Below are 24,874 nucleotides of genomic sequence, written 5' to 3' on the forward strand. Positions count from 1 at the left end.
CCGGAGTGAGGGCACACCGAGCCCAGGCGAGGTGCCGAGTGGTGGGGCAAGAGCGTTTTGCTTACTTTTGCGCTCTTCAAAAGTGAGCCGCTGTAAGAGCGGAACCAATCGAAGCCATCACCCAAATAACGGATATGCCCCCCATCCAACAAATACGAAAGTTCCCCCACGCCAGCCGCTTTGTCCCCGCTTCCCATGTCACCCCCCACCCCCCGAATCCTCTAATTTCCCAACCCTGCGGGAAGCCTCCCGGCCCACGACTGCGCCCGCGCTTTAAACCGGGCCTCCCAGGCACTTACGCGACAGCTGAAAACGGACTTTCTCCTCAACCGTATCCGACTCAAAAAAGCAGGTTACCCCATGCAGTTCAGCAAATTACTGGCAGCTCTTTCCACCCACCCGATCCGCCTGCAAATGGACGAAGGCGACCTGATCATCCTGGGTGACGACGACGCGCTGGATGACGCCCTATGGGACCAACTGATCGCCCACAAACCCCAACTGCTCGACCTCGTCGCCCAACACGGCGGCGACTGGCTCAGCCCGGCCTATCGCATCACCCCGGACATGCTGCCCCTGGTCAACCTCGACCAACCCGCCATCGACCGCATCGTCGCCGCGATCCCCGGCGGGGCGGCGAATGTGCAGGATATCTACCCTCTGGCGCCCCTCCAGGAAGGCATGCTCTACCACCATCTGTCAGCGCACCAGGGCGACCCCTACGTGCTGCACGCGCAGTTCGTGTTCGACAGCCGTGCCCGTCTTGAAACCTTCGCCCAGGCCTTGCAATGGGTCATCGACCGCCACGATATCCTGCGCACCTCGATGGCCTGGGATCGCCTCGACGAACCCCTGCAAGTCGTCTGGCGCAAGGCCTCGCTGGCCTGCGAAGAAGCCCGCCTCGACGGCGATGTACTGACCCAACTGCAAGCCCTCTACGACGCCCGCAACTACCGCATGGACCTCGGCCAGGCCCCACTGCTGCGCCTGGTGTTCGCCGAAGACCCGCGCAACCAGCGGGTGGTCGCCATGCTGCTGTTCCACCACACCATCCTCGACCACACCGCCCTCGACGTAGTGCGCCGGGAGATCCAGCTGCACCTCGCCGGCCAGACCGAACACGCCAGTGCACCGGTGCCGTTTCGCAACTACATCGCCCAGGTCCGCCATGGCGTCAGCGAACAGGCTCACGAAGCGTTCTTCCGCGAGATGCTGGCCGATATCGACGAGCCAACCCTGCCGTTCGGCCTGCAGGATGTGCAGGGTGACGGGCATGGCATCGACGAAACCCGCATTGCCGTCGACGGCGATCTAAGTCGCCGTCTAAGGGCCCAGGCGAGACCGTTGGGTGTCAGTCCCGCCAGTGTGATGCACCTGGCGCTGGCCCAGGTGCTGGGCAAGGTCTCGGCTCGCGAAGCCGTGGTATTTGGCAGCGTGATGCTCGGCCGCATGGGCGCGGGCGAGGGTGCCGACCAGGCCCTGGGCATGTTCATCAATACCCTGCCGCTGCGGGTGGATGTAGGCGAACAAGGCGTGCGCGCCGCCGTGCACACCACCCACAAGCGCCTGACCGAACTGCTCGATCACGAACACGCCTCCCTGGCCCTGGCCCAGCGTTGCAGCGGTGTGGCCGCACCCACGCCGTTGTTCAGTGCCATCCTCAATTACCGTCACAGCGATGCCTCGGACACCCAGGCGGTGATCGACATCGCCGAAGGCATCCAGGTGTTGGGCGCCGAAGAACGCACCAACTACCCGCTGACGGTCAACGTCGATGACCTGGGCGAAGGCTTTGCCTTTACCGTGATGGTGGACGCCTCCATCGGCGCGACGCGCATTGCCGGTTACCTGCACACCGCCCTGGAAAACCTGGTGCTGGCCCTGGAACAAACGCCAGATGCACCGTTGCACAACCTGGGCATCCTGCCTGCCGCCGAACGCCAGCATCTGCTGCATGGCCTTAACGCCAGCACCCAGCACTACGCCGATTCAGCCCTGATCCACCAGCAAGTCGAAGCTCATGCCGCCAGCCATCCCGAAGCCATCGCGCTGCGCTTTGAACACGAACACCTGAGCTACCGCGAGCTGAACGAGCGCGCCAACCAGGTTGCGCATTGCCTGCTCAAGCATGGCATCCGCCCCGACGACCGGGTGGCGATCTGTGTCGAACGCGGGCTGGAAATGATCATTGGCCTGCTGGGGATTCTCAAGGCTGGGGCGGGTTATGTGCCGATCGATCCGGCCTACCCGCTGGACCGTATCGCCTACACCCTGAAAGACAGCGCGCCGCTGGCGGTGCTGGTGCAGGACGACACCCGCCACCTGGTGGGCGACGTCACGTCGATCGACCTCAACAGCCTGCAGCACGAGCCCATCGTCAACCCCAACGTTGCAATCAGCGCGTCCAGCCTGGCCTATGTGATCTACACCTCCGGCTCTACCGGCCTGCCCAAGGGCGTGATGATCGAACACCGCAACGTCGCGCGACTGTTCAGCGCCACCGAGCATTGGTTCAAGTTCAACGCCAATGACACCTGGGCGCTGTTCCACTCGTTTGCCTTCGACTTCTCCGTGTGGGAGATCTGGGGCGCGCTGATGCATGGCGGGCAGTTGCTGGTGGTGCCGCAGTTGGTCAGCCGCTCGCCGGACGAGTGTTACGCACTGCTGTGCGAAGCCGGCGTCAGTATTCTCAACCAGACCCCGAGCGCGTTCCGCCAGTTGATCGCGGCGCAGGGCCGCAGCCAGCAACTGCACTCGCTGCGCCAGGTGATCTTCGGCGGTGAAGCCCTGGAACCGGGGATTCTCAAGCCGTGGTACGCCCGGGTGACCAACGCCGGTACGCGGTTGGTCAACATGTATGGCATCACCGAAACCACCGTGCATGTGACCTACCGTGCCCTGGAGGCGGCGGATGCACAGCGGGTGGGCGTGAGCCCGATTGGCGTGCGCATTCCCGACTTGCAGCTGTATGTGCTGGACGCCCGCCGCGAACCGGTGCCGAGCGGCGTAGTCGGGGAGTTGTACGTCGGCGGTGCCGGCGTGGCGCGGGGTTATCTCAACCGCGATGAGCTGACGGCCGAACGTTTTCTGACGGATCCCGCAACCGGCCTGCGCCTGTACAAGACCGGTGACCTCGGCCGGATGCTGGCCGACGGCAGTGTCGAGTACCTGGGGCGCAACGACGACCAGGTGAAGATTCGCGGTTTCCGTATCGAACTGGGGGAAATCGAAGCACGCCTGGCCACCTGCGAAGGTGTGCGCGAAGCCGTGGTGATTGCCCGCGAAGACGAACCGGGCGACAAGCGCCTGGTGGCCTACGTGATTGCCCAGCCTGAACACACGCCCACTGCCGCTGAGCTGCGTGACCACCTGCTGCTGTCCCTCGCCGAGTACATGGTGCCCAGCGCCTTTGTGCTGCTCGACGCGTTCCCGCTTACCACCAACGGCAAGCTCGACCGCAAGGCCTTGCCGGCACCGGACGCCGATGCCCTGGCCCGTCGTGGTTATGAAGTGCCACAAGGCGCGGTGGAAGCCGCGATCGCGAATCTCTGGCAAGACCTGCTGAAGGTCGACCGGGTCGGGCGCCAGGACAACTTTTTCGAGCTGGGCGGCCATTCGTTGCTGGCGGTCAAGCTGATCGAGCGCATGCGCCAGCTCGAGCTGAGCGCCGATGTGCGGGTGCTGTTCGGCCAGCCGACCCTGGCTGCGCTGGCCGCTGCGGTGGGCGGGCAACATGAAGTGCAGGTCCCGGCCAACCTGATCGGCGAAGCGACGCGGCACATCACCCCGGACATGCTGCCGCTGGTGAATCTCGACCAGCAGGCCATCGACCATATCATCGCCAGTGTCCCCGGCGGCATCGCCAACGTACAGGACATCTACGGCCTGGCCCCGTTGCAGGCCGGCATCCTCTACCACCACCTGGCAACCACCGAAGGCGATCCCTACGTGTTGCAGGTGCAGTTCAGCTTCAGCGGCCATGAGCCGGTCGAGGCGTTTATCCGTGCGCTGCAAAGTGTGATCGAGCGCAACGATATCCTGCGTACCGGGATTGTCTGGGAAGGCCTGGACGAGCCGGTGCAGGTGGTCTTGCGCCAGGCGCTGCTGGTGGTTGAGCAGGTTGAAGCCGATCCTTCCAGTGCCGTATTGGCGCAACTGCAGGAACGCTTCGACCCACGCCACTACCGCCTCGACCTGTCCCGCGCCTCGTTGATGCGGTTTGCCTACGCCGAGGATCACGGCCGTTACGTCGGCATCCTGCTGCTGCACCACATCCTGCTGGACCACACCGCGTTGCAGGTGCTGGTGGAGGAAATGAGCGCGAGCCTTGCAGGCGAAACCGGCTTGCTGCCCGACGCCGTGCAGTACCGCAACTACGTGGCCCAGGCGCGCCTCGGTGTGAGCGCTGCGCAGCATGAGGCGTTCTTCAGCGAAATGCTCGGCGACATCGACGAGCCGACCCTGGCCTTCGGCTTGCAGGACGTGAACCGCGACGGCAGCGGTGTGCGCGAAGCACACGTGGCATTGGAACCGGCCCTCAGCCTGGGCCTTCGCGAGCAGGCCCGGCAACTGGGGGTGAGTGCCGCAAGCCTGGTGCACCTGGCATGGGCCCAGGTCCTCGGCCAGGTCTCGGGCCAGGACGACGTGGTCTTCGGCACCGTGCTGCTGGGCCGGCTGCACGGCGGCGAGGGCGCCGACCGGGCGCTGGGAATGTTCATCAATACCTTGCCGTTGCGGGTCAGTGTCGGCGCGGTGGGCGTGCAGGCTGGCGTGCGCGCCACCCATGCGCGGCTGGCACAGTTGCTGGGGCATGAACATGCGTCCTTGTCCCTGGCCCAGCGATGCAGTGGCGTGTCCGGTGCGCTGCCGTTGTTCAGCACCTTGCTCAACTACCGCCACAGCGCGCCGGGTGAAGCGCCGGGCGCCAGCCCGTTCGCCGACGCCGGGATCGAAATCCTCAGTTCCGAGGAGCGCAGCAACTACCCGCTGGTGCTGAACGTCGACGACCTCGGCGCAGGCTTTGCCTTGACCGTGCAAGGCGTGGCGGAGGTGGATGTGCAGCGCGTCGGCGACTACATGCTCAGCGCCTTGCGCAACCTGGTCACGGCACTGCAACAGGCGCCGACCACACCGCTGCATCAAGTGTCGATCCTGCCACCCGCCGAGCGGCATCAAGTGCTGGTGGACTTCAACGCCACTGCCCGCGCCTACCCGGCTGCGCACACCGTGCACGGGATCTTCGAAGCCAGCGTCCTGACCAGCCCCGACGCGCTGGCGGTGGTGCACGGCGACGTGTCGCTTACTTACCGCGAACTCAACCTGCGGGCCAATCGCCTGGCCCACTATTTGATCGACCAGGGTGTAAAACCGGGCGACAGCGTGGCCATCGCGCTGCCACGTTCCATCGACCTGCTGGTCAGCCAGCTGGCCATCCTCAAGTGCGCGGCGGTGTACGTGCCGCTGGACATCAATGCGCCGGACGAACGCCAGGCGTTCATGGTGCAGGACAGTCACGCCGGGCAGGTGCTGCGTGATCTCGACGGGCTGAACCTCGACAATCAGCCGGTCCATAATCCGAACCTGTCCCAGTCTGCCGAAAGCGTGGCGTACATCATGTACACCTCCGGCTCAACCGGCGCGCCCAAGGGTGTGCAGGTGCCCCATCGCGCCGTCTCTCGATTGGTGATCAACAACGGCTATGCCGACTTCAATCACCGCGACCGGGTGGCCTTCGCCTCGAACCCGGCGTTCGACGCCAGCACCCTCGACGTGTGGGCGCCGCTGCTCAATGGCGGCTGCGTGGTGGTGGTCGAGCATGCCACGTTGCTGTCCCAGGCCGCGTTTGGCGCCCTGTTGCAGGAGCAATCCGTCAGCGTGTTGTGGATGACCGCCGGGCTGTTCCATCAGTACGCCGACGGGTTGATGCCGATGTTCCGGCAACTGCGCTACCTGATCGTCGGCGGCGATGTGCTCGACCCGCAGGTGATCGCCCGGGTGCTTGAGCACGGCGCGCCGCAGCACCTGCTGAATGGCTATGGCCCCACCGAAGCCACGACGTTTTCCACCACCTTCGAGATCAAGTCGGTGGGTGAGGGCGGTATTCCGATTGGTCGACCGATTGGCAACAGCCGTGCCTACGTGCTGGATGCACGGCAGCAGCCGGTGGCGTTGGGCGTGGTTGGCGAGCTGTACATCGGTGGCGCGGGTGTGGCCAAGGGTTACCTGAACCAGCCGCAATTGACCGCCGAGAAATTTATCGTCGACCCGTTCGGCGATGGGCTGCTGTACCGCACCGGCGACCTGGCGAGCTGGCAGGCGGACGGCACCTTGCTGTACCAGGGCCGCAATGACCATCAGTTGAAAATCCGTGGTTTCCGTATCGAGCCGGGTGAAATCGAAAGCTGCCTCGCCAGCGTTTCCGGCGTCAAAGACACGGTGGTGCTGGCCCGTGAAGATGAGCCCGGCGACAAGCGCCTGGTGGCTTACTACACCGCCCAGGCGCCGCTGGGCATTGAAGCGCTGCGTGCGCACCTGCAAAGCCGGCTGCCGGACTACATGGTGCCGTCGGCCTATGTCTGGCTGGAACTGTTACCGCTGACCGCGAATGGCAAGCTGGACCGCAAGGGCCTGCCTGCGCCGGATCAGGCGTCGCTGCTCAGCCGTGGTTTCGAAGCCCCGGAGGGCGAGGTGGAAACCCTGCTGGCGCAAATCTGGCAGGACGTGCTGAAGGTCGAACGGGTAGGGCGCTTTGACCACTTCTTTGAACTCGGTGGCCATTCGTTGCTGGCGGTGAGCCTGATCGAGCGCATGCGCCAGGCGGGCCTGAGCGCCGATGTGCGGGTGCTGTTCAACCAGCCAAGCCTGGCGGCGCTGGCGGCGGCGGTGGGCAGTGGCCGGGAAATCGTGGTGCCGGCCAACGGCATTGCGCCTGGCTGCGAGCACATCACGCCGTCGATGCTGACCCTGGTCAAGCTGGACCAGCCGGCCATCGACCGCATCGTGGCCACGGTGCCCGGCGGTGCGGCCAACGTGCAGGATATCTACCCGCTGGCGCCGTTGCAGGAAGGCATCCTCTACCACCACATCAGCGCCGAACAGGGTGACCCCTACCTGCTGCAATCGCGCATGGCGTTTGACAGCGTCGAGCGTTTGCAGGCCTTCATGGGCGCGCTGCAAAAGGTCGTGGCGCGCCACGATATCCTGCGCACCGGCGTGGTGTGGGAAGGCTTGGACAGCCCGGTGCAAGTGGTGTGGCGTCATGCCGAATTGGTCGTACAGCACATCCCGCTGGACCCGGCCGATGGTGATGTGATCGAACAACTGCACGCGCGTTTTGATGCCCGCCACTATCGCCTGGATATCACCCAGGCGCCGCTGCTGCGTATGGTGTATGCGCAGGACCCGGCCAACCAGCGGGTCGCGGCGATCCTGCTGTTCCATCACCTGGCACTGGACCACACCGCCATGGAAGTGGTCGGCCAGGAAATGCGGGCGTTCCTGTTCAACCAGGCCGATGACTTGCCGGCCGCGGCACCGTTCCGTCACTACGTGGCCCAGGCTCGCCTGGGTGTCAGCGCCCAGGAACACGAGCAGTTCTTCCGCGAAATGCTCGCCGATGTCGACGAGCCCACGCTGCCCTTCGGCGTGCAGGATGTGCAGGGCGATGGCCGGGATATCGAAGAGGCCGAATTGCCCGTCGATGCAGGGCTGGCGCTGCGGGTTCGTGAACAGGCGCGGCAACTGGGGGTCAGCGCTGCGAGCCTGATGCACCTCGCGTGGGCCCAGGTCCTCGGGCTGGTGTCGGGCCGTCAGGACGTGGTGTTCGGCACCGTATTGATGGGCCGCATGCAAGCCGGCGAAGGTGCCGACCGGGCATTGGGCATGTTCATCAACACCTTGCCGCTGCGGGTGGAGGTGGGTGCCGACGCGGTACGTGCCGGCGTCAAGGCGACCCACGCCCGGCTCAGTGCCTTGCTGGGCCATGAGCATGCATCCCTGGCGCTGGCCCAGCGGTGCAGCGGCGTGCCGACCTCGATGCCGTTGTTCAGTGCCTTGCTCAACTACCGCCACAGCACCCCGGGCGAAATGGCCCGCGACGGCCACGGTATCTGGGAAGGTGTGCAATTGCTCGGCGGCGAAGAGCGCAGCAACTACCCGCTGACCTTGAGTGTGGACGACCTCGGTACGGGCTTCGGCCTGACGGTACTGGCGCTGGAATCCATCGGCGCGCAGCGCCTGTGCGACTCCATGCACAGTGCGCTGGAGCAACTGGTGGAGGCCCTTGAGCACGCGCCGCAAACGCCGTTGCATCAGTTGCCGGTACTGCCTGCCCGCGAACGCGAACACCTGCTGCGCAGCTTCAACGCCACCGCCCGCGATTACCCGCAAGGGCAGACCCTGCACGGCGCTTTCGAAGCCCAGGCCCTGCGCCTGCCGCAGGCGATTGCCGTGAGCCAGGACGGCCAGCACCTGACGTACCAACAGCTCAACCAGCGCGCCAACCAACTGGCCCATCACCTGCTGGCGCTGGGCGTACAGCCCGACGACCGTGTGGCGATCTGCTGCCGACGCGGCCCGCAGATGCTGGCGGGCCTGCTGGCGATTCTCAAGGCGGGCGCGGCCTACGTCCCGGTAGACCCGGCCTATCCGGCCGAGCGCATCGCTTACCTGCTGCAAGACAGCGCACCGGTCGCGGTCCTGGCCGAAGAGAGCACCCGTGGCGTGCTCGGTGATGTCGCCATCGTCGATCTGCATGGCGCCTATCCCGACGGCACCAATCCCCACATCTCCAGCCTGACCCCGGCGAACCTCGCCTACGTCATCTACACCTCCGGATCCACCGGCCAGCCCAAAGGCGTGATGGTGGAACACCGCACCGTGGAAAACCTGGTGCATTGGCACTGTGAAGCTTTCGACCTGCAGGCCGCCAGCCACACCAGCAGCGTGGCCGGCTTCGGTTTCGATGCCATGGCCTGGGAAGTCTGGCCCGCACTGTGCGTGGGGGCGACCTTGCACCTGCCACCGGCCCATGTCGGCAATGAAAGCATCGACGAACTGTTGGCCTGGTGGCTGGCCCAGCCGCTGGACGTGAGCTTCCTGCCCACCCCGGTGGCCGAGTACGCGTTCAGCCAGGACCTTGAGCACCCAAGCTTGCGCACCCTGTTGATCGGCGGTGATCGCCTGCGCCAGTTCAGCCATGAGCGACGTTTCGCGGTGATCAACAACTACGGCCCCACCGAAGCCACGGTGGTCGCCACCTCTGGCCGGGTGCGCGCCGGCCAGCCGCTGCATATCGGCAAGCCGATGGCCAATGCCACGGTGTACCTGCTGGATGCACAACAACGGCCGGTGCCGGTGGGTGTGGCCGGTGAGCTGTATGTAGGCGGCCGCGGCGTGGCCCGCGGCTACCTGAATCGCCCGGACCTGACCGCCGAGCGATTCCTCGATGACCCGTTCAACCCGGGCCGCATGTACCGCACCGGCGACCTGGCGCGCTGGCTGCCGGATGGCAACATTGAATATCTGGGCCGCAACGACGACCAGGTAAAAGTCCGGGGCGTGCGCGTCGAGCTGGGAGAAATCGAAACCCGCCTGGCCGCCGTCGACGGCGTCAAGGAAGCCGTGGTGCTGGTGCGCGACGGCCGCCTGGTGGCCTGGTTCACCGAACAAAAACCGCTGGTTATCGAAACCCTGCGCGCCGAGCTGCACAGCCAACTGCCCGAGGCCATGGTGCCGGTGGTCTACGTCAAACTCGACAGCTGGCCGTTGACCGCCAACGGCAAGCTTGACCGCAAGGCGCTGCCGGCACCGGATCAGGCCGCCGTGCTCAGCCGGGAATATGAAGCCCCACGCGGCGAAGTCGAGACCACCCTGGCGCGGATCTGGGCCGAGGTGTTGCAGGTGGAGCAAGTGGGCCGCCATGACCACTTCTTCGAGCTGGGCGGCCATTCCTTGCTGGCGGTAAGCCTGATCGAGCGCATGCGCCAGGCCGGCCTCAGCGCCGATGTGCGGGTGCTGTTCAGCCAGCCGACGCTGGCGGCATTGGCAGCGGCAGTGGGCAGTGGCCGGGAAGTGGTGGTGCCGGTGAATGCCATCGCCGCCGATTGCCCGCGCATCACGCCCTCGATGCTGCCATTGGTGGAGCTGGATCAGCCGATGATCGACCAGATCGTCGCCAGCGTGCCGGGTGGCGCCGCCAATGTGCAGGATATTTACCCGCTGGCACCGTTACAGGAAGGCATTCTTTACCACTACATCACGGCGGAGCAGGGCGATCCGTACCTGCTGCAATCGCACCTGGCATTCGATACCCAGGCGCGCCTGGACAGCTTCGCCCAGGCCTTGCAGCAGGTGATCGACCGCCACGACATCCTGCGTACCGGTGTGGTCTGGGAAGGCTTGGCGCAGCCGGTGCAAGTGGTGTGGCGCAAGGCTCGATTGACGGTCGAAGCGCTGCATCTGGACGGTGATGTGCTGGCCGGCCTGCATCAGCGTTTCGACGCCCGGCGCTACCGGCTGGACATCGCTCAGGCGCCGCTGATCCGCCTGATGTACGCCAACGACCCGGCCAATCAGCGGGTGGTGGCGGTGCTGCTGTATCACCACATCGTGCTGGACCACACCGCGTTCGACGTGGTGCTGCGGGAAATGCAGGGCTACCTGCTGGGGCACCCCGCACCGCAGTCCGCGCCGATGCCTTATCGCAACTACGTGGCGCAGGCGCGACTGGGTGTCAGCGAGCAGGAACATGAAGGGTTCTTCCGCGAGATGCTTGGCGATATCCACGAGCCGACGCTGCCGTTTGGCTTGCAGGATGTGCAGGGCGATGGTCGGGATATCGAAGAATTCACGCATCACCTGGACGCTGCCCTCAGCCGGCGCCTCAGGGCCCAGGCACGCCTGCTGGGCGTGAGCACCGCGAGCCTGTTCCACCTGGCATGGGCGCAGGTGTTGGCGGTGACGTCGGGCAAGCCGAATGTGGTGTTTGGCACGGTGCTGGTCGGCCGGATGCAGGGCGGCGAGGGCGCGGACCGGGCCCTTGGCGTGTTCATCAACACCCTGCCATTGCGCCTGGATATCGACGGGCAAGGCGTGCGCGACAGCGTGCGCAGCACCCATGCCCGGCTCACCGCGCTGCTGGGCCATGAACATGCTTCCCTGGCCCTGGCCCAGCGTTGCAGCGGGGTGGCGGCGCCGCTGCCGCTGTTCAGCTCGATGCTCAATTATCGCCACCGGGGCGGCGCCACCCGTTCACAGGACGCGCAGCACGCCTGGGAAGGCATGCAGACCCTGACCAATGACGGGCGCACCAACTATCCGTTGACCCTGAACGTCGATGACCTGGGTGATGGTTATGACTTCACCGCGTTGACCCCGGCCCAGGTAGGCGCACAACGGGTCTGCGGTTATATGCAGATGGCGTTGACCCAGTTGGTGGAGGCCCTGGAGCACGCGCCGCACCAGGCCCTTGACCACCTGCCGATCCTGGGGGATGCAGAGCGTCAGCAGCTGCTGTTTGATTTCAATGCCACCGAGGTTGACTACGACCTGGCGCAGACCCTGCACGGCCTGTTCGAGGCTCAGGTCGAGCGCACGCCGGATGCATTGGCGGTGAAGGCGGGTGAGCAATGCCTGACCTATGCCGAGCTGAACCAGCGCGCCAACCAACTGGCGCACCACCTGCGGGAACTGGGCGTGCAGCCGGATGCGCGGGTGGCGATTTGCGTCGAGCGTGGACTGGAGATGGTCATCGGTCTGTTTGCGATCCTCAAGGCCGGCGGTGGTTATGTGCCGCTGGACCCGGCGTACCCGCTGGATCGCCTCGCCTACATGCTGCAAGACAGCCAGCCCGCGGCGCTGCTGGTGCAGGGCGCTACCCGTTCGTTGCTGGGCGACGTGACGGTGCCGGTGGTGGATCTTGACCAGAACACCTGGGCGCACCAGCCGGTGTCCAACCCACAGGTTCCCGGGTTGACCGCGCAGCACCAGGCCTACGTGATCTACACCTCCGGCTCCACCGGCCAACCCAAGGGCGTGATCAACGAGCACGCGGGTGTGGTCAACCGCTTGTTGTGGATGCAGGACGCCTACGGCCTGAACGCCACTGATGCGGTACTGCAGAAAACCCCGTTCAGCTTCGATGTGTCGGTGTGGGAGTTCTTCTGGCCCCTGTTCACCGGTGCGCGGCTGGTCATGGCACGCCCCGGCGGGCACAAGGAGCCGGCTTACCTGTGCGAGGTGATCGCGGCAGAACAGATCACCACCTTGCACTTCGTGCCGTCGATGCTCGATGTGTTCCTGGCCCACGGTGATGTCAGCCAGGGCGCCGGGCTGCTGCGGGTGATGTGCAGCGGCGAAGCCTTGCCCGGCGGCCTGGTGCGGCGCTTCAAGCAGCAATTGCCCGGCATCGGTTTGTACAACCTCTATGGCCCGACGGAAGCCGCGGTGGACGTGACCGCCTGGAACTGCGCCAGGCCCGTGGTGCCGGACAACACGCCTATCGGCAAGCCGATTGCCAACACCCGCATGTACCTGCTGGATGCCCGGTTGCAACCGGTGCCGCTGGGCGTGGTGGGCGAGCTGTTTATCGCCGGTGTGCAAGTGGCTCGCGGTTACCTGCACCGTCCCGAACTGACGGCCGAGCGCTTCCTCAAGGACCCGTTCAACCCAGGCCGGATGTACCGCACCGGTGACGTCGGGCGCTACCTGCCGGATGGCAATATCGAGTACCTGGGCCGTAATGACGACCAGGTGAAAATCCGTGGCCTGCGTATCGAACTGGGGGAAATCCAGGCGCGGCTGACCGAGTACCCACAGGTGAAGGAAGCGGCCGTGTTGGCCCGCGACGAACGCCTGGTGGCTTACTACACCGGAGTGCCAGCCGATATCGAACAACTGCGGACGCACCTGCTGGCGCGCTTGCCGGACTTCATGGTGCCCGCGGTATTCATCCATCTCGACGCTCTGCCCCTGAGCCCCAACGGCAAGCTCGACCGCAAGGCCTTGCCGGCGCCGGGTGTGGAATCGCTGATCGTGCGCGAGTACGAAGCCCCGGTGGGCGCTACCGAAATCACCCTGGCGCGGCTGTGGGCCGAGCTGCTGAAGGTGGAGCGGGTCGGGCGTCACGACAACTTTTTCGAGCTGGGCGGGCACTCGTTGCTGGCCGTCAGCTTGATCGGACGCTTGCGTCAGGAAGGCATGGAAGCCGATGTGCGGGGCCTGTTCGAACAGCCGACCCTGGCCGGCTACGCCGCAATTACCGAACGAATGGAGATCGTCCTGTGAGCATCATCGAACTGTTGGCGACACTCAAGGCCAAGGATGTGCAACTGGCGCTCAAGGGCGATCAGTTGTCGGTGCAAGGCAACAAGCAGGCCCTGAGCGACGCGGCACTGGTGGCTTCGCTGCGCGAACACAAGCCGGCGCTGATCGAGCTGATCAAGGCCGGGGAGTACTCGGCCACCAAGGCCGGTGAGGTGCAGGTGCCGGCCAATGGCATTCCACCGGGCGCTACCTCGATTACCCCGCAGATGCTGAGCCTGTCGACCCTCAGCCAGGCGTCCATCGATCGCATCCTCGAGACCGTCGAGGGTGGCGTCGCCAATGTGCAGGACATCTACCCGCTGGCACCGTTGCAGGAGGGCATCCTCTACCATCATGTGAGTGCCGAACACGGCGACCCGTACATCATGCAGTCGCTGTTTGCCTTCGACAGCCTTGAGCGTTTCGAGGGCTTTGCCCTGGCCTTGCAACAGGTGATCGACCGTCACGACATCCTGCGGACCGGCGTGGTGTGGGAAGGCCTGGAAGAGCCGTCGCAAGTGGTCTGGCGCACGGCGCGCCTGCCGGTGCAGGCGATTGAACTGGACCCGGCAGACGGCGATATCGCCGCCCAGTTGCATCGCCTGTTCGATGGCCGCCACTACCGCATGGACGTGACCCGCGCGCCGCTGCTGCGCCTGGTGCGGGCCTGGGATGAAGCCGGCCAACGGGTGGTGGCGATGCTGTTGTTCCACCACATGGCCCTGGACCACAGCGCGCTGGAAGTGGTCTGCCACGAGATGCAAGCCTGCCTGCTGGGCAGGGCGGCTGAACTGGGCCAGGCGGTGCCGTTTCGCAACTATGTCGCCCAGGCGCGCCTGGGCATCAGCGAGCAGGAGCACGAAGGGTTCTTCCGGCAGATGCTCGGCGACATCAGCGAGCCGACCTTGCCCTACGGCCTGCAGGATGTGCAGGGCGACGGCGACAACATCCAGGAGATCAGCCTGCCGCTGGCCCCGGAGCTGAGCCGGCGCTTGCGCGCCCAGGCCCGGCAGTTGGGCGTCAGCGCCGCGAGCCTGTTCCACATGGGCTGGGCCCAGGTGCTGGGAGTGCTGGCGGGCAAGGAACAGGTGGTGTTCGGCACGGTGCTGATGGGCCGCATGCAGGGCAGCCACGACACCGACCGTGCCCTGGGGATCTTTATCAACACCTTGCCATTGCGGGTGGATGTAGGCGCCGAAGACGTGCGCACCGGGGTCAAGGCGACCCATGCCCGGCTGACCACCTTGCTGCGTCACGAACACGCGGCGCTGGCCCTGGCCCAGCGTTGCAGCGGTGTAGTGGCGCCGACGCCGCTGTTCAGCGCGTTGCTCAACTACCGCCATAGCGCAGGCGGCGCGAGCGCCGAAGCGGTCTCGGCCTGGCAGGGTATTCAAGCGTTGCGCTCCGAGGAACGCACCAACTACCCGTTGACCCTGAGCGTCGACGACCTGGGCGAAGACTTCAGCCTGAGCCTGTTGGCCTGCGCCCAGGTTGATCCGCAGCGGGTGTGCGCTTATCTGCAAACTGCCCTGGAGAATTTGGTACAGGCGCTGGAACAGGCACCCGAAACACCCTTGAATCGCTTGTCGGTGTTGCCCGAGGCGGAGCAGCGGCACTTGCTGGAGCAGTTCAACGCGACAGCCATCGACTTCCCCCAAGGCACCACCCTGCATGGGCGTATCGAGGCCCAGACCCTGCTGACCCCGGACGCGGTGGCCGCGGTGTATCAAGGCCGCCAGCTGACCTATGCCGAGTTGAATCAACAAGCCAACCTGCTGGCCCATCACCTGCTGGCGCTGGGGGTAAAACCCGACGATCGCGTGGCCATCGTTGCCCGGCGCGGGCTGGACACCCTGGCCGGGTTGCTGGCGATCCTCAAGTCCGGCGCCTGCTATGTACCGGTGGACCCGTCGCACCCGGCCGAGCGCCTGAGCTACCTGCTCGGCGACAGCGCCCCGGTCGCGGTACTGACCCAACATGCACTGCTGGAGCGCCTGCCCGCGCTCGATGTGCCGGTGATCAACCTGGACCGTTTTACCTGGCACCACCATTCGGCGAGCAACCCGCAGGTGGCCGTCACGCCCGCCAACCTGGCCTACGTGATCTACACCTCCGGCTCCACCGGCCTGCCCAAGGGCGTGATGGTGGAACATCACACCGTGGCCAACCTGGTGGACTGGCACTGCACCGCGTTTGACCTGTGCGCAGGCCGTCACACCGCGAGCGTTGCCGGGTTTGGCTTTGACGCGATGGCCTGGGAAGTCTGGCCGGCACTGTGCGTGGGGGCCACCTTGCACCTGCCGCCGGCCCACGACGGCGCTGAAGATATCGACGCGCTGCTGGACTGGTGGCGCGCACAACCGCTGGACGTGTGTTTCCTGCCCACGCCGGTGGCCGAATATGCGTTCAGCCAGAACATCGAGCACCCGACCCTGCGCACCTTGCTGATTGGCGGCGACCGCCTGCGCCAGTTCACCCGGGCCCAGCGTTTCGAGGTGATCAACAACTACGGCCCCACCGAAGCCACGGTGGTCGCTACCTCCGGGCGGATCGAGCCCGGGCAGCCGTTGCACATCGGCAAACCCATCGCCAATGCCACGGTTTACCTGCTGGACGAACAGCAGCGCCCGGTGCCCTTGGGGGTTGCCGGTGAACTGTACGTGGGCGGCAAGGGCGTGGCGCGGGGTTACCTCAATCGCCCGGAAATGACCGCCGAACGTTTCCTGGATGACCCGTTCAATTCGGGCCGTATGTACCGCACCGGCGACCTGGCGCGCTGGTTGCCGGACGGAAATATCGAGTACCTGGGCCGCAACGACGACCAGGTGAAAATCCGCGGTGTGCGCATCGAACTGGGGGAAATCGAAACCCGCCTCAACCAACTGCCTGGTCTTCAGGAAGTGGTGGTGCTGGCCCGTGAAGACCAACCGGGCCAGCCCCGGCTGGTGGCTTACTTCACCGAAAACCCGCAATTCGAACCGCTTCAGGTGGGCGAGGTTCGTGCCCATCTGGTGGCGCACTTGCCGGACTACATGGTGCCGGTGGCCTACGTGAAACTCGATGCGTTGCCCCTGACTGCCAACGGCAAACTGGACCGCAAGGCCCTGCCAAAGCCGGACCTGGCCGCCGTCTTCACTCGCGAATACGAGGCGCCTCATAACGATATCGAAACCGTCCTCGCGCAGATCTGGGCCGATGTGTTGCAAGTGGAACGTGTTGGGCGCCAGGATCATTTCTTTGAGTTGGGCGGCCATTCGTTGCTGGCCATGCGCATGGTGTCCCAGGTTCGCCAGCAACTGGGGGTCGACCTGGCACTGGGCGAACTGTTCGCCAATGCCGAACTGGCGGCGGTGGCGCAGGTAGTGGCCCAGGCCGGGCGCAGCACCTTGCCGGATATCCTGCCGGCAGCGCGGGATACGGAGTTGCCGTTGTCGTTTGCCCAGCAACGCCTGTGGTTCCTGGCGTTGATGGAGGGCGCCAACACCGCCTACAACATTCCCATCGGCCTGCGCTTGCGCGGGCAGTTGCACGTCGACGCGCTGCAACGGGCCCTGGCGCGGATCGTCGCGCGGCATGAGACCTTGCGCAGCCGGTTTGCCCAGCAGGATGACGACGCCCAGGTGCTGATCGTGCCGCCTGAAGAAGTGATGCCCCTGCAAGTCCAGGACCTGCGTCGCCACCCCGAAGCACAGCAGGTGCTCGACGCGTTGATCCAGGGCGAAGCCTCGGCGCCTTTTGATTTGCAGCGCGGCCCGCTGTTGCGCGGGCGCCTGGTGATCATGGCCGACGATCATCACGTGTTGCTGCTGACTATCCACCACATCGTGTCCGATGGCTGGTCCATGGGCGTGCTGACCCGCGAACTGATGGCGCTGTACCAGGCGTTCAGCCACGGTGAGGCTGACCCACTGCCGCCGTTGCCGATCCAGTACAGCGACTTTGCCGTATGGCAGCGCCTGTGGCTGAGCGGCGAAGTGCTGCATCGCCAGAGCAGCTACTGGCAACACACCCTGGCCGGTGCGCCGGCGTTGCTGATGTTGCCGACCGACCGTCCACGCCCGGCCCAGCAGGACTACGCCGGCAGTAGCGTCGAGGTGCACCTGGATGAGCGCCTGACCGCCGGGCTCAAGGCACTCAGCCAACGTCACGGCACCACACTGTACATGGTGATGATGACGGCGTGGGCCTCGTTGCTCGCGCGCTTGGCCGGGCAGGAGGAAGTGGTGATTGGCTCGCCCGTCGCCAACCGCCAGCGGGCCGAGGTGGAAGGCCTGATCGGGCTGTTCGTCAACACCCTGGCAGTGCGCATTGATACCTCGGGCGAGCTGAGCGCCGAGGCGCTGCTGGCGCGGGTCAAGGGGCTGGCGCTGGACGCCCAGGCTCATCAGGATCTGCCGTTTGAGCAGGTGGTGGAAATCACCCGGCCATTGCGCAGCCTGGCCCATAGCCCGCTGTTCCAGACGATGTTGACCTGGCAGGACAGTGACGCGCCGGTGCTGGCCCTCGGCGACCTGAGCCTTGAAGGCATTGTGGAGGACAGTCACTTTGCCAAGTTCGACCTGTCCCTGAACCTCGGCGAGACCCGGGGCGAAATTCGCGGCACCCTGGAGTACGCCATCGCGTTGTTCGACGAGTCGACCATGCAACGCTATGTCGGCTATTTCACCCGCGTGCTGCAAGCGATGGTCGACAACGATCAGGCGGTGCTGGAACACGCGGAGTTGCTCGACGATCAGCAGCGCCAGCATCTGCTGTTCGACTTCAATAACACCACAGTGGATTACAACCTCGACCAGACGCTGCACGGTATGTTCGAAGCCCAGGTGGCGAGAACGCCGGATGCGCTTGCGGTGAAAGCAGGCTCGGAGTGCCTGAGCTATCGCGAGCTGAACGAACGGGCCAATCAGTTGGCGCACCATCTGCGGGAGCTGGGTGTACAGCCGGATTCGCGGGTGGCAATTTGCGTCGAGCGCGGCCTGGAGATGGTCATTGGCCTGTTCGCAATCCTCAAGGCGGGCGGCGGTTATGTGCCGCTGGACCCGGCGTATCCGCTGGAACGTATCGCCTACATGCTCAAGGACAGCGCCCCGGCCGCCGTGCTGGTGCAGGGCGAAACCCGTTCGTTGCTGGGCGACGTCACGGTGCCGCTGGTGGACCTGGATCGGAACACCTGGCAGCACCAATCAACGTCCAACCCACGAGTGGATGGGCTGACCGCGCAGCATCAGGCCTACGTGATCTACACCTCGGGTTCTACCGGCCAACCGAAAGGCGTGATCAACGAGCACGCGGGCGTGGTCAACCGCCTGCTGTGGATGCAGGACGAGTACGGACTGACTGCCCAGGACAGGGTGTTGCAGAAAACCCCGTTCAGCTTCGACGTGTCGGTGTGGGAGTTCTTCTGGCCGCTGTTCACCGGCGCGCGGTTGGTGATGGCGCGTCCTGGCGGGCATAAAGACCCGGCCTACCTGTGTGAGGTGATCGAGGCGGAGCAGATCACCACGCTGCACTTTGTGCCGTCGATGCTCGATGTGTTCCTGGCCCACGGCGACGTCAGCCAGAGCGCCGGGCTGGTGCGGGTGATGTGCAGTGGTGAAGCGTTGCCAGGCAGCCTGGTGCGCCGCTTCAAACAGCAGTTGCCGGGCATCGGTTTGTACAACCTTTATGGCCCGACGGAAGCGGCGGTGGACGTGACGGCGTGGGATTGCGCCGGGCCCGTCACGCCGGACAACACCCCCATCGGCAAGCCGATTGCCAACACCCGCATGTACCTGCTGGACGGGCAGTTGCAGCCTGTTCCATTGGGTGTGGTGGGCGAGCTGTTCATCGGCGGTGTGCAAGTGGCGCGGGGTTACCTGCACCGTCCTGAGCTGACGGCCGAGCGCTTCCTCAAGGACCCGTTCAGCGCCGGCCGGATGTATCGCACTGGCGACGTCGGGCGCTACCTGCCGGACGGCACTATCGAGTATTTGGGCCGCAACGATGACCAGGTGAAAATCCGTGGGCTGCGCATCGAGCTGGGTGAGATTCAGGCGCGACTGCTGCAATACCCGCAGATCAACGAAGCCGCCGTGGTCGCCCGCGATTCACGGCTGGTGGCTTACTACACCGGCGTACCGGCGCAAATCGACGCTTTGCGCAGCCATTTGCTGGAACACCTGCCGGACTACATGGTACCGGCCACCTTCATGCACCTGGAGGCCTTGCCCCTGAGCCCCAATGGCAAGCTCGACCGCAAGGCACTGCCGGCGCCAGGCCTGGAATCGGTGAGCGCCCGGGAGTACGTCGCGCCTGTGGGGGAAACCGAAATCACCCTGGCCGGCCTGTGGGCGGATTTGCTCAAGGTGGAGCGTGTGGGTCGGCACGACCATTTCTTCGAGCTGGGCGGCCACTCGCTGCTGGCCGCCAGCCTGATTGGCCGCATGCGTCGGGTCGGGTTGTCGGCGGATGTGAAAGTGTTGTTTGGTCAACCCACCCTTGCAGCCTTGGCGGCTGCCGTGGGTGGTGGTCGCGAAGTGGTGGTGCCAGCCAATGGGATCGCCGCGGATTGCACGCGGATCACCCCGGACATGCTGACGCTGGTGAACCTGAAGCAACCCGCCATCGACCGCCTTGTCGCGACCATTCCCGGTGGCGCGGCCAACGTTCAGGACATTTACCCGCTGGCGCCGTTGCAGGCCGGGATCCTGTATCACCACCGCGCAGTGCAACAGGGTGACGCGTACCTGTTACAGGCGCAGTTTGCCTTCGCCAGCGTCGAGCGCCTTGAAGCGTTTGCCCAGGCGTTGCAAGCGGTGATCGAGCGGCAGGATATCCTGCGCTCGTCGATGCACTGGGACGGGCTGGAAGAACCGGTGCAGGTGGTGTGGCGCCAGGCTTCGCTGCGGGTTGAGGCGATTCAGGCGACGGGCAATGTGCTGGAGCAATTGCAGTCGCGCTTCGAACAGCATCGGCTGAACTTGGCTCAGGCACCGCTGATGCGCCTGGTGTACGCCGAGGACCCGGCCAACCAGCGGGTGGTTGCGTTGTTGCTGTTCCATCATCTGGTGATGGACCACGTGGCACTGGAAGTATTGCAGCACGAGATGCAAGCCTGTCTATTGGGCCGGTGCGAGCAATTGGGTGCGGCGGTGCCGTATCGCAATTATGTGGCGCAGACGCGGTTGGGCATGCGCGAGGAAGAGCACGAAGCGTTCTTCCGCGAGATGCTCGGGGAGGTCGATGAGCCGACGCTGGCATTGAGTGCACCGGGTGAAGCGCAACAGGCACATTTGCGCGTCGACCCGCTGTTGAACGGGCGCCTGCGCACCCTGGCACGGCAGCTTGGGGTGAGTGCTGCGAGCCTGATGCACCTGGCCTGGGCGCAGGTGCTGGGCAAGGTTTCCGGCCGCGAGCAGGTGGTGTTCGGCACCGTATTGCTGGGCCGGCTGCAAGGCGGCGAAGGCGCCGAACGTGCCTTGGGCGTGTTCATCAACACCTTGCCGCTGCGGGTCGACCTGGGTGAGCGCACGGTGCACGCAGCGCTGATGGCCACCCACGCAAGCCTGACCCGGTTGCTCAGTCACGAACATGCGCCACTGGCCCTGGCCCAGCGTTGCAGCGGGCTGCCGGCCAATACGCCGCTGTTCAGCGTGCTGTTCAACTATCGCCACAGCGCCCCGCACGCTGGCGGCGTAGCCGAGGCGTGGCAGGGCATGCAGGTGCTCAAGGCCGAGGAACGTACCAACTTTGCGCTGTCCCTGAGTGTCGATGACCAGGGCGACGGGTTTGGCTTTGACGCCATGGGGCAGGGCGCGCCACGCCTCTGCGAGTACCTGCATGTTGCCCTGGAGCAACTGGTGCAGGCCCTGGAACAGAATGCAGGGGGCTCAATCAGCCAACTGTCGATTCTGCCGGCGGCGGAGCGTGAAAAACTGCGGATGGAATTCAACGCCACCCAGCGCGAATTCCCTCACGAACATACGGTGCAGCGTTTGTTCGAAGCCCAGGCCCAGGCACGCCCGGGTGCTATCGCAGTGGTGCATGGTGAACACACCCTGAGTTACGGCGCGCTGAACACCCGAGCCAACCAGTTGGCGCACCACCTGCGCAACCTGGGCGTGCAGCCCGGCGACCATGTGGCGATCCTGTTGCCGCGCTCGATTGACCTGTTGCTCAGCCAACTGGCAATCCTCAAATGCGCGGCGGCCTACGTGCCGCTGGACATCAACGCCCCGGCCGAGCGCCAGGCCTTTATGGTGCAGGACAGTGGCGCGGTGTGGCTGTTGACCCACAGCAGCGAGCCTGTCGCTTACCCGGCCCGACGTATCGACCTCGACACCCTGGCGCTGGACCCGCAACCGAGCCACAACCCGGACCTGTCGCAGTCCTCGGAGCGCGTGGCGTACATCATGTACACCTCCGGCTCCACCGGCACTCCCAAAGGCGTTCTGGTACCGCACCGGGGCATCACGCGGCTGGTGATCAATAACGGCTACGCCGATTTCAACGCCCATGACCGCGTGGCGTTCGCTTCCAATCCGGCGTTCGACGCGAGCACCATGGACGTGTGGGGCCCCTTGCTCAACGGCGGCCAGGTGCTGGTGATCGACCATGCGACCTTGCTCGACCCCGGCGCGTTTGGCCGGGCACTGAAGGCGGGCGGGGCGACGATCCTGTTCGTCACCACTGCGCTGTTCAACCAGTACGTGCAATTGATTCCCGACGCGTTGGCCGGGCTGCGCATCCTGTTGTGCGGCGGCGAACGGGCCGACCCGGCGGCGTTCCGCAGCCTGCTGGCCCAGGCGCCGGCACTGCGGCTGGTGCATTGCTACGGCCCGACGGAAACCACCACTTACGCCACCACGCATGAAGTGCAGGCCATCGCCGCCGATGCCGAAAGCGTGCCGATCGGCAGGCCGATTGCCAACACGCAAATCCACCTGCTGGATGCGCACTTGCAGCCGGTGCCGCTGGGCGTGGTCGGGGAAATCTGCATTGGCGGGCATGGCGTGGCCAAGGGGTACCTGAACCGGCCGGAGCTGACGGCCGAGAAGTTTGTCGATGATCCGTTTGGCGATGGCTTGTTGTACCGCACCGGCGACCTTGGGCGCTGGTCGGCGGACGGACTGCTGGAGTGCATCGGGCGTAATGACGACCAGGTGAAGATCCGCGGCTTCCGCATCGAGTTGGGCGAGATCGAAGCACGCCTGGCCACCTGCAGCGGCATCAAGGATGTGGTGGTGCTGGCACGAGAAGATGCGCCGGGGGACAAGCGCCTGGTGGCGTACTACACCGGCGAGCCGCTGGCCATCGAAGTGTTGCGCAGTCATCTGCTGCAGCACCTGCCGGACTACATGGTGCCATCGGCCTATGTACCGCTGGAAAAAATGCCCCTGACAGCCAACGGCAAGGTCGACCGCAAGGCCCTGCCGATGCCCGCGCTGGAGGCATCGGCGAGCCGCGTGTTCGAGGCGCCGGCGAACGAGCTGGAACAGACCCTGGCACGCCTCTGGGCCGAGGTGTTGCGGCTGGAGCAGGTCGGTCGGCATGACAGTTTCTTTGAACTGGGTGGCCATTCGTTGCTGGCGATCCGGCTGGTCAACCTGATGGAAGAGGCGGGGCTTGAGGTGTCGTTGGCCGAGCTGTTCCAGCACGCCAGCGTGGCCTCGGTCGCCTCGATGCTCGGTCAGCGCACGGCGCGGGAGGACAACAGCTCGCTGATCACCGTACGCGCCAGCGGCAGCCAGCCGCCGTTGTTCCTGGTGCATGAGTTCAGCGGCATGGACGTGTATTTCCCGGCGCTGGGCCGGCACCTGCCGGGGGACTACCCGATCTATGGCTTGCCCGGTGCACCCCTTGGCGAGGTGCAGTTGCAGACCATGGAAGGCCTGGCGGCGCGGCTGGTGGGGATTATCCGCTCGGTGCAGCCCCATGGGCCGTATCGGCTGGCGGGTTGGTCGTTCGGCGGGGTGTTGGCCTATGAAGTGGCGATGCAACTGCAGGGGCTGGACGAACCGGTGGCATTCCTCGGGTTGATCGACAGCTACGTGCCGCGCATGACCGACCAGGGCAAGGCGCGCTGGAGCGGGCCGGATGCCCTCAAGCGGCATTTGCTGTTGCAGTGCACGGCGTATTGGAAGGCACAGGGAGGTGTGGATGAGTTGGCGAGCCTTGAGCAACTGGAAGCGGACATTGGACAGCTGGACTTTGCGGGTTTGCTGCAACGCTGCCGCGATCGGCATTTGTTGTACGCGCAGATGGCGGCGGCTTCGGACGCGGACCTGTTGAGTTTTATCCAGCGGGAAGTCGGGCATGGGCATGCGTTGGCGCATTACAGCCTGTTCCCGATGCCACTGGCGGTGCACTTGTTCAGCGCCGCCGAGCGGCCGACGGAACTCTCGCGGCGCAGCCTGGATTTGGGATGGGATGAGGCACTGGCCGTGGGGCAATTGCGCCGCATTGAGGTGCCGGGGGATCACCAGAGCATGATGCAGGCACCGCATATCCAGGCGCTGGGGCAGGCGATGGTTGAGGCCCTGGCGTTGAGTGAGGCGCCGGCTGTGGCGGTGCATCAGCCGCTGTTGCGGATCCAGAGTGGTCGCGCCGGGCAGGCACCGATCTTCTGTGTACCGGGGGCGGGGGATAGCGTGACGGGGTTTGTGGGGTTGACCGAGGCGTTGGGCCGGGACTGGCCGATCTTTGGCTTGCAGCCCCGTGGGCTGGATGGGGAGGTGGTGCCCCATAGCCAGGTTGAGGCGGCGGCGCGCTGTTATTTGCAGGCCCTGGAGCAGGAATGTCCTTCGGGGCCAGTGCATTTGGTGGGGCATTCGTTTGGCGGTTGGGTGGTGTTCGAGATGGCCACGCGGTTGCAGGCTCAGGGGCGTGAGGTGGCGTCGTTGACGTTGATCGACAGCGAGGCGCCCGGGGGCAATGGGGTGGTGGGCCGGCCCTATACCACGACGGCGGCGTTGTTGCGGTTGGTGGAGTCGATGCAGGTGGCTTCGGGTAAGTCGCTTGGGATTGATGCGGTGGATTTTGCCGGGCGCGATGAAGTGGAGCAGCGAAGGTTGTTGCATGGGGGGATGGTGGGGGTTGGGTTGTTGCCTGCGCGGTCTTCGGTGGAGGCGATGGATGGGCCGGCGCGCACGTATGCCTCGGCGTTGCGCACGGTTTATCGGCCTGGTCGGCGGTATGAGGGGGTGGTGCGGTTGGTGTTGGCGGAGGATCCGACCCTCGATGCGGCGGGTAATCAGCGGGAGCAGGGGTTGATGGTTGAGGGGTGGCGCGGGTGCGTGGGGGTGTTGGAGGTTTGGTATGGGCCGGGGAATCATTTTTCGCTGCTCAAGGCGCCGAACGTCTTTAGTTTGGCGGCTTGGTGGCGGGATGGGGTTGTGGTTGGGGAGCGGGTTTCGTGAGTGTACATATCCGTTGCTGCGGTAACGGCCACTTAGGGTTCCGCTCTTACAGCGGGTCACTTTTGGCAAACGCCCCAAAAGTAACCAAAAGGTCTTTGCCCCACCACTCGGTGCCTCGCTCAGGCTCGGCATGCCCGCACTCCGGCACGCTTGCGCGGGCCGCCGCGACGGGCCAT

At 65.2% G+C, this 24,874-nt stretch carries 2 protein-coding genes; both read left to right on the plus strand.

Annotated features, from left to right (window positions below; genetic code table 11):
• Positions 1 to 360: 360 nt before the first annotated feature.
• A complete protein-coding gene (locus HX814_RS28155; protein WP_177009639.1) occupies positions 361 to 13,284 on the plus strand; it encodes a non-ribosomal peptide synthetase in 12,924 nt (4,307 codons plus the stop codon).
• A complete protein-coding gene (locus HX814_RS28160) occupies positions 13,281 to 24,698 on the plus strand; it encodes a non-ribosomal peptide synthetase (RefSeq protein WP_177015441.1) in 11,418 nt (3,805 codons plus the stop codon). Before HX814_RS28155 ends, HX814_RS28160 begins: the two co-directional genes overlap by 4 nt.
• Positions 24,699 to 24,874 lie beyond the last annotated feature (176 nt).

The organism is Pseudomonas sp. C8002, from assembly GCF_013385765.1.
Taxonomy (GTDB): domain Bacteria; phylum Pseudomonadota; class Gammaproteobacteria; order Pseudomonadales; family Pseudomonadaceae; genus Aquipseudomonas.

Bases quoted from the DNA above. Each gene is read 5' to 3' on its own strand.
- HX814_RS28155 (WP_177009639.1), top strand. From the start codon at position 361: ATGCAGTTCAGCAAATTACTGGCAGCTCTTTCCACCCACCCGATCCGC.